Source organism: Caballeronia mineralivorans PML1(12), from assembly GCF_001028175.1.
In the GTDB taxonomy this organism is placed as follows: domain Bacteria; phylum Pseudomonadota; class Gammaproteobacteria; order Burkholderiales; family Burkholderiaceae; genus Caballeronia; species Caballeronia mineralivorans.
Genome location: NZ_AEJF01000213.1, coordinates 1 through 12,071, shown reverse-complemented (window position 1 = coordinate 12,071; position 12,071 = coordinate 1). Strand labels below are relative to the sequence as shown.

Genomic DNA, 12,071 nt, shown 5'->3' with positions numbered 1-12,071 from the left:
GATGGTCGCCTATTTCCTTGAGGGGAAATCCTTCGGATACAAGACGCGCCGCGCAAGCATGTCGTAGCGCATGCGGTCCGTGATGTGCACAATGCACATCGCTCGCCATCAATTTGCGGGAGACCAAAGAATAGAGCCCACCTAATGACAGTGGAGCGTAAGGTGACACAAGGGTTAAGAACACTTGGCGGTGGGGGGATGCATGGCGGACCGTTTGCAGGTATTGCGCGATAGCTTTGCCGACCGAAGGAAGGAGCGGATAAACCTGTGGCTGATGCCGCTTGGCCCTGCGCACATGCAATTGATCGCTCTCCCAATCGATATCGTCGAGCCGAAGCTGGGCCACTTCACTCGTGCGCATGCCATAGATCGCGAACAACATCAGGATCGGCCGGTCTCGCACGTCCCTCGGACGATTCGGATCCAGTCCTGCAAAAAGACGTTCGACAGTTGCCCAGGTCGGGCCGGAGGGTAGTTTCTCCAGAGCGTGGATATCGTCAACTACGATGTCCGGTTGCGCGACAACTATGATGGCCGGCGCATTGACTCACCAAAACTGCAACTTCCGCTGACCTGTTGCCTCATGTAGTTTGCTACCGGTCGGATTGTCCGGCAGGAGCGGTGCGAGGTGACGAGGCAAATCAGCATGACGACACGCAAGGAGTTGGTTGCAGCATTGCAATTGCGGTATAGCAGCGCGGCGTTCGGCGACCGGATCAAGATTCTCGACGAGTTCGTAGCTTTGACTGGGTATCACCGCAAGCACGCCATACGGCTGCTGCGTGAGAAAGCATCCCCTACGCAGGGGACGCCCGCACGGAATCGTCTCTATGACGAGGCAGTGCGCCAAGCATTGATTGTGTTGTGGGAAGCGGCCGATAGGATTTGCGGCAAGCGTTTAAAGGCGCTGATTCCAATGTTGGTTGATGCCATGGAACGGCATGGTCACCTTGACCTGGATCCCGTTATCAAATCGAAGCTCGCTCATATCAGCGCGGCTACCATCGATCGCATGTTGGCCAATGCGCGGTTGCACATCGACGGGCAGCGCAAGCGCCGTAAGGGCGTGGGTGCAGCAATTCGACGAAGCATCCCAGTGCGCACATTTGCTGACTGGCGCGATCCGCCACCCGGATTCTTTGAAATCGACATGGTCGAACACTGCGGTGGCCCGAAGACCGACGGTGACTTCGTTCACACGCTCACGTTGACTGACATCGCCACTGGCTGGACAGAATGTGTGGCGATGCGAGTGCGTAACCAGATGCTGGTCATTGAAGGGTTGGACAAAGCGGCGGCCGATCTGCCGTTCGCAATGCTCGGGGTTGACTCGGATAACGACAGCGCGTTCATGAACCAGAGCGTCTTCGATTACTGCAAGGGACGTGGTCTTGTTCAGACTCGCTCGAGGGCTTACAAGAAGAACGATCAAGCGTGGGTGGAGCAGAAGAACGGCTCTATCGTGCGTCGGTTGGTCGGCTATGGCCGGCTGAGCGGCATCGATGCCAGGAACGCCTTGGCGCAGTTGTACGCATCGTCGCGGTTATACATTAACTTCTTCCAACCCTCGTTCAAGCTGAAGTCCAAGACGCGCGATGGCGCACGCGTGTACAAGGTCTACTTCGCGCCGGCGACGCCGTGCGATCGGCTTCTGGCGCACGACAGCATCGAACCCGCTATAAAGGAGAAACTGAAGGCGCAGTTCAAAGAACTCGATCCTGTGCGCCTTCTGCAGGAGATGCGAACGGCTCAGCAAATATTGAGCGATCTCGCTGCCCACGGAGTGCGTGCCGAAACGGTATCTGCTGACGCATCGGACGTTGCAGTCTTCCTCGCAAACCTGTCTGTGGCGTGGAAGGACGGGGAAGCACGGCCCACTCATCGAAAACAGCCCACAGCGAAACACTGGTGGAGAACCCGAGTCGATCCGTTTGCTGACGTATGGCCGGTTATTGAGGGCTGGTTGATTGCTGAACCCTCTGCATCGGCGGGAGCCGTGATGAGTCGACTTGCCGCAATGGTGCCCGACGTCTATGCAAGCGAGGCACAGTTACGGACGCTGCAGCGTCGCATCAAGGTGTGGCGAGCCGAGCGCGTCAGAGAACTGATCTTGGGCGGTCTGCGCAAGTCCGCCGAGACGCCGGTTGAAGCATAAGTTGCGGAAAAACTGGAAGCCAGAGAGGCCGGGCGCTTCGCGCCCGGCAAACCATAAAAGGAAGGAAAAAGGCAAAACGACAACAATCGGTCGGGTAACATTCCTTCTTGAGGCAACACGAGCGGACTTCCCAATTGTCGCGCACCAAGAGCGTAAATCCGGGGCCCTCGAATGGCTGCTGCCACGTGTGGCTGGCACCATTCACGTTCGGCGGCGAAACGCAGAAACGCCCGCAGTGCATCGACCACGCTGCGAATGGTGAGACGCTGCCATCCTTCCTCGCTGCCAACGGAAAGATACGCATCGACGTCGTTGACATGAATGCGAGACAACGGCCGTCCAAGCAGTTCATACCAACGCAGAAATCGTTTGACGTGACGGTGGTAAAGCCTGATGGTCGACTCGCTCAGGCCGCGCTCGTGCGTCGCCCATCTGCAGTATTCGTCCAGTTGCGGCTGGAACGCGATCATCTCCGCCGATTTATGAAGACAACCGAGATAGCGTAGCCAACCGTGAGCGTTGGCGATGATCCGTCTTCGTGTCCAGGGACTATCAAGATCGCAGTGGCAAAGTTCATCACGAGCGCTGCAATCGAACATGAGTGCTTGAATCTGACCAATCGTGACTTGCAAGCTGGGAAGTGTACGAGCGACCCAGACCAGGTCCCACGCTTTACGTAGCACCGTGAGGTGCGTGTCACCTCGCTGCGTACAGTAATTCAGATATCGAGATCGCTCTTCAGCGTATGGCGCCGTGGCGTGAAGGGCTATCGTCGAAGGCGACTTAAACAGGTGGTCAAACATGGCTGGACCTCCAAAAAAATGAAGATGTCCGGCCACAGGAAAGGAAAATCTATGTGTTGTCAATACAGGGACGGAAAGCCGTGCCGACGACATGGCACCACGCAGCGCAACATAAGTTCAGCCAACACATAGTCGTAGACATGTTTTGCAAAACATGTCTATGACTTTCCGGCTGAGCACTGGCAGCATCTGCGAACGACCAATGCGATCGAGTCGACGTTTGCGACGGTACGTCACCGTACTACGCGTACGCGCAACTGCGTATCGCGACCCACCTTCCTGGGTCTGGCATTCAAGCTGATCGAGGAAGCCGAGAAAACCTGGCGCCGCATCAACGGCCCCGAACAGATCAAGCTGTTGTTGGAAGGCGTTGCCTTCAAAGACGGTGAACCGGTGCAAGACGATCGACCGGATCAGCAGAAACTCGCCGCTTGAGATCGCCGCTCATAAAACTGCTCGTACACCAGTCTTGACCATATCTCATCCATATGTGGCGCATCGTTATGATATCGGAGTTGGAGACATTTATGGCTTACCGGACGCGGAGTGCCCGGCCTCTCCGGCTTTCAGCTTTTCCGCAACTTAAGCTTCAGCCGTAACCAAGTCGTTCGCGAATTAAGGTTCGGGCGTAGCGCGAAATCCATGACCGGTCATCTCCTGCCCAGAGTAGCCAAGCGTGCGCAAAGCGGCGTGATAGTCCCATCAGACATCGGGGGACCGGCCTTGCGACTCGGGAACGCATGCCCGATGTATTACCCCGGTGAGATATTCCCTCGCGGTGATCTCTCCGATCGGCCGCTTGCCAATCCACGCATAGGCATTTTTCTCCAAACGCCGCTCGATCTTATCTAGATAGCCCACTGACCAGTGTGGCTTCTGTTCTTCAATCCACGCTTTGCCACGATCTCGAAGATCTCGGACGCTTACCGTCGGGCGTGAGCTTTTGCCTCCCGACGCTCGCGCATTGGATCCACACCTTTCCTCAGTTGCTCTCGCCCGACCAAATGCGCAGCACGTGCCTCCCTTTCAGTGACTTCGGGCCACGTCCCAAGCGCCATCGTCTTGGTCTTGCCGGCGAACAAATATTCCATCGCCAGAGCTTCGTGCCATCTGGCTGAATGAGGATATAGAGCCGCCCCCCGTCGCCGAGCGTGTAAGGTCTCGTGGCAGCCTTGGCGTTCACAATCTCTAGCCGGGTGAGTTGATGAAGTGCGGTCTTCGACATCGTTGTATACCCGTTCGTGGACTCTCGTGAATACGAAAATACAACGAAAAATACAACGCTCAAAGTTCGGATCTAGCTGGAACATACCGGACGTTCCCGGACAATTCGCTGGCAATAAAAAACCCGCAGAGCCAATAGCCATGCGGGTTTCCGAATACTTCTCTACACTTCTTTAGACTGCTCTGGACGTTGCTTTTGCGAAACGGTGGTGGGTGCTGAGAGGCTCGAACTCCCGACCTACGCCTTGTAAGGGCGCCGCTCTACCAACTGAGCTAAGCACCCGTTTCGCTATTCAATTGTGCGACTCATTCTGCCGGACCTGAAGTGGATTCGTCGATTCAAACCGCTCCGTATCCAGCGAGTCCGCTAGTTTAGCGCATCTTTTAGTGCTTTGCCAGGGCGAAATTTTGGAACTTTCGCGGCTTTGATCTTGATCTCATCGCCGGTACGGGGGTTACGGCCGATGCGCGCCGTGCGTTTGCCCACGGCAAACGTACCGAAGCCGACGAGCGTCACCGAGCCGCCCTTCTTCAAGGTCGTCTTGACCCCGCCGATCACGGCTTCGAGCGCACGGCTGGCCGCTGCTTTGGATATATCCGCTTGCTGGGCGATATGGTCGATCAGGTCCGTCTTGTTCATTGTGATCCCCCGAATGATGGTGTGTGGTTGGGCGATGCTGCAAAGAGTGGATTCATGACAGGCTGCTTAAGCACGGGCCGGAAGCCCCAAGTGCGGCGGTCATTAGAAGTAGCCGAAACCCCCGTGTCAACAGGGATTGAGCCTGATTAGAGGGTTTTTGCAGCGCCAAATGCGTGGGCGGACGCGCCAATAAAAAACCCGCGGGGTCATTGTGAAATGACCCCGCGGGTTTTTACTTTGCTCAATCTCGGCGCGACAGTTCAGCCCGCGCCTCGACCGGCGTTTAATGCTTCACGAAATCGCCGGCTGCTGGCGTGTCCTTCTTTTCCGCGACAGCAGGCGTTGCCGGCTTGGCTTCTTCTTCCGGCAACGCGGCAGGAACACGCTCAAGTGCGAGCTCAAGCACCTTGTCGATCCAGCGAACTGGAACGATTTCGATCGCGTTCTTCACGTTGTCCGGAATCTCGGCCAGATCCTTCGTGTTTTCTTCCGGGATCAGCACGAGCTTGATGCCGCCGCGATGCGCCGCCAGCAACTTCTCCTTCAATCCGCCGATAGGCAACACTTCGCCACGCAGCGTGATTTCGCCGGTCATCGCCACGTCTGCGCGAACCGGAATGCCGGTCAGCACGGACACGAGCGCCGTCGTCATTGCAATACCTGCGGACGGACCGTCCTTCGGCGTCGCACCTTCGGGCACGTGAATGTGGATGTCCTTCTTCTCGAACGCCTCATCCGATACACCCAGACGACGCGAGCGCGAACGAACTACCGAACGTGCAGCCTCGACCGACTCCTTCATCACGTCACCGAGCGAACCCGTGCGGATGATGTTGCCCTTACCCGGCATCACGGCAGCTTCGATGGTCAGCAGATCGCCGCCCACTTCCGTCCACGCGAGACCCGTGACCTGGCCGACCTGGTTCTCCTTCGCGGCCAGACCGAAGTCGGTCTTGCGCACGCCGAGGAACGTATCGAGATTGCTGCCATCCACCTTGACCGCGCCCTCTGCCTTCTTCAGCAGAAGCATCTTCACGACCTTGCGGCAGATCTTCGACATTTCGCGCTCAAGCGAGCGAACGCCAGCTTCACGCGTGTAATAACGAATGATGTCGCGGATCGCTTCTTCCGTGAGATCCATCTCGCCAGCCTTCAGGCCGTTGTTGCGCGTCTGTTTCGGCAACAAGTACTTCTGCGCGATGTTGATCTTCTCGTCCTCGGTGTAACCCGAGAGGCGAATCACTTCCATCCGGTCAAGCAACGGCGGCGGAATATTCAGCGAGTTCGACGTCGCCACGAACATCACGTCCGACAGATCGAAATCGACTTCGATGTAGTGATCGGCAAATGTATGGTTCTGTTCCGGATCGAGCACTTCAAGCAGAGCCGAAGCCGGGTCGCCGCGGAAATCCATGCCCATCTTGTCGACTTCGTCGAGCAGGAAAAGCGGATTGCGCACGCCGACTTTCGCCAGGCTTTGCAGGATCTTGCCGGGCATCGACCCGATATACGTGCGACGGTGACCGCGAATCTCGGACTCGTCATGCACGCCGCCAAGCGCCATGCGCACGAACTTGCGGTTCGTCGCGCGGGCGATCGACTGGCCCAGCGAGGTCTTGCCGACGCCCGGAGGCCCGACGAGGCACAGGATAGGCGCCTTGACCTTTTCAACCCGTTGTTGGACCGCAAGATACTCGAGGATCCGTTCCTTGACCTTCTCCAGGCCAAAGTGATCTTCGTCGAGCACGCGTTCCGCGTTCGAGAGGTCATTGTTGACCTTGCTCTTCTTGCGCCACGGCAAACCGATCAGCGTATCGATGTAGTTACGCACGACGGTAGCTTCAGCCGACATCGGTGACATCAGCTTGAGCTTCTTGAGCTCAGCGTCAGCCTTCTTCTTGGCTTCCTTCGGCATGCGTGCGTTGGTGATGCGCTTCTCGAGTTCCTCGAGATCCGCACCTTCCTCGCCTTCGCCCAGTTCCTTCTGGATCGCCTTGACCTGTTCGTTCAGGTAATACTCGCGCTGGCTCTTTTCCATCTGACGCTTCACGCGTCCACGGATGCGCTTTTCGACCTGAAGAATGTCGATCTCGGCTTCGAGCTGGGCAAGCAGATGCTCAAGGCGTTCCACAACCGGGAACATCTCGAGAATGTGCTGCTTCTGGTCGAGCTTCAGCGGCAAATGCGCGGCGATGGTATCGGCCAGACGACCCGCTTCGTCGATACCCGACAGCGACGTCAGGATCTCAGGAGGGATCTTCTTGTTGAGTTTCACGTACTGATCGAACTGCGACACGATCGCGCGACGCAGTGCTTCAGTTTCAGCGCTGTCGGCGTGGTCGGGTTCGAGCGGCATCACGTCGCAGGAAAACTGTGTTTCCTGTTCTTCGATCGTGAGCGTCTTGGCACGCTGCAAGCCTTCGACGAGCACCTTCACGGTACCGTCCGGCAGCTTCAGCATTTGCAGGATGTTTGCGATACATCCCACTTCGTACATGTCTTTTTCGGTCGGCTCGTCTTTGGCTGCGGTCTTCTGGGCAACAAGCATGATGTGCTTGCCACCTTCCATCGCAGCTTCGAGTGCCTTGATCGATTTGGGTCGTCCGACAAAGAGCGGAATCACCATGTGCGGGAAAACGACTACGTCACGCAGCGGGAGCAGCGGGAGAGTAATGCGTTCCTGCGGGAGGAGTTGGGTTCCTGACATTTCATTTCCCCAGTAGTGGAATCAGTTCAGTCGTAAATAAGGCCGTCAAAATGAATTGCAAGCCTTAAGCGTGTGGGAAAAGATCAGTGAATCGAAAAAATTCGCGTCAGTAACGTCCACAAGATATCCGAAAAATAAACAAAAAGCCGTTCACGTTGCCATGAACGGCTTTCTCGCCGACACACAGCCCAACCTTAGTTTGAACCTGCAACCTTCGGTGTGTCTTCGTAGATCAATAGCGGCTTACCGTCGCCATCAATTGTGTTGTCGTCAACAATGACCTTGCTCACACCTTTCATTGTCGGCAACTCATACATCACATCGAGCAATGCTTGTTCCAGAATGGAACGCAAACCACGCGCGCCCGTCTTGCGGCGAATTGCTTTCAACGCAATGGCTTGCAGCGCGCCCGGACGAATCTCCAGGTCGACACGTTCCATGTTGAACAGCTTGTGGTACTGCTTCACCAACGCATTCTTCGGTTCGGTCAGGATCTTGATCAGCGCGTCTTCATCCAGCTTGCCAAGCGTCGCCACCACGGGCAGACGGCCGATCAGCTCAGGAATCAGGCCGAACTTGATCAGATCTTCCGGTTCGACTTCGCGCAGCACTTCGCCCGCGTCGCGATCCACCTTGCTCTTCACGCTTGCGCCAAAACCGATGCCGGTTTTTTCCGTACGATCGATGATGACCTTTTCAAGGCCGTCGAACGCGCCGCCGCAAATGAACAGAATGTTGGTGGTGTCGACCTGGATGAAGTCCTGGTTCGGATGCTTCCGGCCACCTTGTGGCGGCACTGAAGCCATCGTGCCTTCGACCAGCTTCAGCAATGCTTGCTGGACACCCTCGCCCGACACGTCACGCGTGATGGACGGGTTATCCGACTTGCGGCTGATCTTGTCGATTTCATCGATATAGACAATGCCGCGCTGAGCCTTGTCGACTTCGTAGTTACAGTTTTGCAGTAACTTCTGAATAATGTTCTCGACGTCTTCGCCGACGTAACCCGCTTCCGTCAGCGTGGTCGCGTCTGCAATCACGAACGGAACGTTCAGCATGCGTGCCAGCGTTTGCGCGAGCAAGGTCTTACCCGAACCCGTGGGTCCGATGAGCAGGATGTTGCTCTTCGACAGCTCGATATCGTCTTTCTTCTCGAGATGCTTGAGGCGCTTGTAGTGGTTATAAACCGCCACTGCAAGAATCCGCTTCGCGCGATCCTGACCGATCACGTACTGGTTCAGGATCTCGCTGATTTCCTGCGGGCTGGGCAGGTCCGACTTCGTCAGGCCAGCCTCTTCAGCCGCGCCGGCTGCTTCGTCGCGAATGATTTCATTGCACAAGTCGATGCATTCATCACAGATGAACACAGAAGGACCCGCAATCAACTTCTTGACCTCGTGCTGGCTCTTGCCGCAGAACGAGCAATACAACAGCTTTTCGCTGTTAGAACCCTTTTTGTCCGCCATGGATGTGTGAGCCTCCGGACACTCGATTACATAATACGCCGCTCAACTCACCTACGCAGAAATGGCATGTGCAGAGGGTGAAAGCGTGTGTGGCGTGTGCTTTAACGCCGTTTTCCGCGTTGGCACCAGGCTTGCGCACTAGTGCCATTTGCCGCGCCGCCGTTGGCGGTCTGGCCTGAAACCGCAACGCCTGCATGGACAAAAACGGAACGGCCGGCCCGTTATTCCCCAACGACCGGCACGACATCGTTCAGGGACGCTTGTGAAGAACCTGATCGACGAGACCGTACGCCTGCGCGTCGTCGCCGGACATGAAATTGTCGCGGTCGGTGTCGCGTGCGAGACGATCCACCGGCTGACCCGTATGGTGCGAGAGCAACTGATTCAGACGCTCCTTCAGGTATAGGATTTCCCGTGCCTGAATTTCGATGTCCGACGCCTGCCCACGTGCACCACCCAGCGGCTGGTGAATCATGACACGCGCGTTGGGCAGCGCAACGCGCTTGCCCTTGGCGCCCGCTGCCAGCAGGAACGCGCCCATGCTCGCGGCCAATCCCATGCACAACGTGGCGACATCTGGCTTCACGAACTGCATGGTGTCGTAAATGGCCATGCCTGCCGACACCGAGCCCCCCGGGCTGTTGATGTACAGGCTGATGTCCTTGTCGGGGTTTTCGCTTTCGAGGAACAACAACTGCGCGACCACAAGGTTTGCCGTCTGGTCGTTCACTTCGCCGACCAGGAACACCACGCGCTCTTTCAACAGGCGCGAATAGATGTCGTAGGCACGTTCGCCGCGGCCGCTCGTTTCAACCACCATGGGCACCAGACCGAGCGCCTTGGTTTCGAAATCATGTGGCGCGTTTGACGCGAGCGTGTCCAGTAATTGAGCGCGAAAGGTCATGCAATTTCCTTGTTCGGAATAGGGATACTGAACGACAAAGGAACATCCGTAAAAACGGCGCAACCTGGTAACCGGCACCGAAAACGCCAATGCAACCGAAATGCAAAAAAGGCGTGCGGGCCCGTCACCTCGACGGCCCTGCACGCCTTGCCGACGCTGCTTACGCTTGCGCCGTCGCGCTGGCCAATTCTTCGAAGCTTACTTCCTTGTCGCTCACTCGGGCCTTGCCGAGCACGAAATCAACGACGTTGCTTTCCACAACGTACGCTTCCATTTCGGCGAGGCGCTGCTGATTCGAATAATACCAGCGGACGACTTCCTTCGGGTCCTCGTAGCTTTTCGCAAATTCGTCGACTTCCGCACGGATCTGTTCCGGCTTCGCCTGCAGGTCGTTGGTCTTGACCAGTTCGGCCAGAACCAGGCCCAGCTTGACGCGGCGTTCAGCTTGTTCCGCAAACATTTCAGCGGGAATGGGAGCGTCGGCTGCGTTCGGCACACCGCGTTGTTGCAGATCCTGACGCGCCATTTCCACCAGACGTTGCTGATCCTGCTCGATCAGCGCCTTCGGCACGTCGAGTTCGGAGATCTTCAGCAGTGCGTCCATAACCTGGTTCTTCACGATCTGCTGCGTGCGGCGCTTGGCTTCACGCTCCAGGTTTTCCTTGATCTCACCGCGCATCTTGGTCGTGTCGCCGTCTTCCACACCCAGCGATTTCGCAAATTCGGTGTCGATTTCCGGCAGGTGCGCCCATTCGATCTTCTTCATCGTGATGGTGAACTGGGCCGTCTTGCCGGCCACGTCCTTGCCGTGATAATCGTCGGGGAACTTGAGGTCGAATTCCTTCGACTCGCCAACCTTCAGGCCAAGCGCCGCCGTTTCGAATTCCGGCAACATGCGGCCTTCGCCCAGCACGAACGTGAAGTCTTCGGCGCTGCCGCCTTCGAACAACGTGCCGTCGAGCTTGCCGACGAAGTCCATTGTCACGCGGTCGCCGTCTTTAGCAGCCGTATCCGCGCCGCCGTCGCCATGCTCGCCGCCTTCGCCGCGTGCGTGGTAATGCACGCGCTGCTTGCGCAGGATTTCCAGCGTGCGGTCGATTTCGGATTCCGAGATGGTCGTGACCGTGCGTTCGATTTCGGCCGTAGCCACGTCGCCGATCTTGACTTCCGGGTATACCTCGAAGGTCGCGTCGAACGCGTAGTCGTCCGCCACTTCGCCGCCCTTGGGCGCGAAGCTCGGCTGGCCTGCGACACGCAGGTTTTCGGTGCGCGTGACGTCGAAGAATTCCTTGCCGACCTTGTCGCTCAGCACTTCGGCTTCAACCTGGCCCTGGTACTGCTGCGTGACCATCTTGAGCGGCACCTTGCCCGGGCGGAAACCCGGCATGCGCACGTTTTTCGCCAACTGACGGATACGCGAATCCACTTCCTTTTGCACCGTATCTTTCGGCAGGGAAATCGTCACACGGCGTTCGAGCTTGCCGAGGTTTTCAACAACGTTAGCCATGGCTTCTATCGTCCTAAAGTAAATCGAGTATTCGGGTTCGTGTGTCTGGTCAGTTCTGGTTCGATCTCGCGCCGCGACAGGCGCACGGCGTCGCGCGGTTCCTGAACATTGACGGCCAAGCCGGAGCATTCAGCTAGCCGTGACAGGAAGCCGTGCACACCGGTTTGAGTCAACAGAGCCAAACATTTTACCAAACTATTTGCAAGGGTCGTGGCGGATGAGGGTCAGCCATGTCAAATACCGGCAATTCGGGGCTGTTTTCGCGGTTTTGGTGCGTGTTTTGCGGTCTCATGTCACTGTGATGAGGTCGTTTCGGATCGCGCCTGCGTCTGGTTCCGGCGTTCTTACATTGCCCAAGCGCATCGAAAGCATGCCCAACAGGCATAAGGTTTGATTAATTCGGGCCGTGTCGCTAGATTTCAAGCAAATTCATAACTCGAGACATCATGCCCCACGCCCATTCCGCCGGTTTAACCCCTCCCGTTGTCGTGATTGCGCCCGATTCCTTTAAGGGATCGCTTAGCGCAGAACAGGTCGCGGAGGCAATCTCGAACGGTATCCGGCGCGCTCGGGCCGATGCCGTCATCCGCATCGTGCCGATGGCCGACGGCGGCGAAGGCACGCTCGACGCCATGCTCGCGGCGGGCGGCGAGCGCCGTGTGGTC

General features: G+C 57.2%; 10 protein-coding genes, 1 tRNA gene and 2 pseudogenes. 3 read left to right on the top strand and 10 right to left on the bottom strand.

The genetic code is table 11. The features are described 5' to 3' along the window. The coding region (locus tag EOS_RS45115; RefSeq protein WP_235443062.1) for a tyrosine-type recombinase/integrase at positions 1-403 on the bottom strand (403 nt) is incomplete at its 3' end. 243 nt (positions 404-646) lie between these two features. On the opposite strand from EOS_RS45115, the gene EOS_RS35450 reads away from it, so the two are divergent. Next, complete coding sequence (locus EOS_RS35450) at positions 647-2,155, top strand: ISNCY family transposase (RefSeq protein ID WP_047896886.1); 1,509 nt, start codon at positions 647-649, stop codon at positions 2,153-2,155. A gap of 257 nt (positions 2,156-2,412) precedes the next feature. Here the strand turns inward: EOS_RS35450 and EOS_RS49415 are convergent. Further along, positions 2,413-2,625 (bottom strand): annotated as a pseudogene (locus EOS_RS49415) (phage integrase N-terminal SAM-like domain-containing protein); the annotation flags it as partial. Positions 2,626-3,117: 492 nt separating this feature from the next. Between EOS_RS49415 and EOS_RS45105 the strand changes: the two are divergent. Beyond that, a pseudogene (locus EOS_RS45105) lies at positions 3,118-3,393 on the top strand (IS256 family transposase); the annotation flags it as partial. 267 nt (positions 3,394-3,660) lie between these two features. Here EOS_RS45105 and EOS_RS49410 read toward each other — a convergent pair. The 8 genes from EOS_RS49410 to tig all read right to left on the bottom strand — a co-directional run bounded on the left by EOS_RS49410 (position 3,661) and on the right by tig (position 11,406). Next, complete coding sequence (locus EOS_RS49410; protein ID WP_407639210.1) at positions 3,661-3,846, bottom strand: phage integrase central domain-containing protein; 186 nt, start codon at positions 3,844-3,846, stop codon at positions 3,661-3,663. Positions 3,847-3,881: 35 nt separating this feature from the next. After that, the gene (locus EOS_RS49405; protein ID WP_407639209.1) at positions 3,882-4,268 is read right to left on the bottom strand and encodes an Arm DNA-binding domain-containing protein; all 387 of its coding nucleotides are present in this window, start codon (positions 4,266-4,268) and stop codon (positions 3,882-3,884) included. A 121-nt stretch (positions 4,269-4,389) separates the two neighbouring features. After that, positions 4,390-4,465 (bottom strand) — tRNA-Val (locus EOS_RS35435). Between the two features lie 84 nt (positions 4,466-4,549). Further along, entirely contained in the window at positions 4,550-4,822 is a 273-nt protein-coding gene (locus EOS_RS35430; RefSeq protein ID WP_047896884.1) for an HU family DNA-binding protein, read from the bottom strand. A 283-nt stretch (positions 4,823-5,105) separates the two neighbouring features. Next, the gene (gene lon / locus EOS_RS35425) at positions 5,106-7,529 is read right to left on the bottom strand and encodes an endopeptidase La (protein WP_047896883.1); all 2,424 of its coding nucleotides are present in this window, start codon (positions 7,527-7,529) and stop codon (positions 5,106-5,108) included. A 194-nt stretch (positions 7,530-7,723) separates the two neighbouring features. Beyond that, complete coding sequence (clpX, locus tag EOS_RS35420; RefSeq protein WP_047896882.1) at positions 7,724-8,995, bottom strand: ATP-dependent Clp protease ATP-binding subunit ClpX; 1,272 nt, start codon at positions 8,993-8,995, stop codon at positions 7,724-7,726. A 250-nt stretch (positions 8,996-9,245) separates the two neighbouring features. Beyond that, complete coding sequence (gene clpP, locus EOS_RS35415) at positions 9,246-9,899, bottom strand: ATP-dependent Clp endopeptidase proteolytic subunit ClpP (protein WP_047896881.1); 654 nt, start codon at positions 9,897-9,899, stop codon at positions 9,246-9,248. A gap of 160 nt (positions 9,900-10,059) precedes the next feature. Continuing rightward, positions 10,060-11,406, bottom strand: a complete 1,347-nt coding sequence (tig, locus tag EOS_RS35410; protein ID WP_047896880.1) for a trigger factor — start codon at positions 11,404-11,406, stop codon at positions 10,060-10,062. 446 nt (positions 11,407-11,852) lie between these two features. On the opposite strand from tig, the gene EOS_RS35405 reads away from it, so the two are divergent. Then, the coding region (locus tag EOS_RS35405) for a glycerate kinase (RefSeq protein ID WP_047896879.1) at positions 11,853-12,071 on the top strand (219 nt) is incomplete at its 3' end.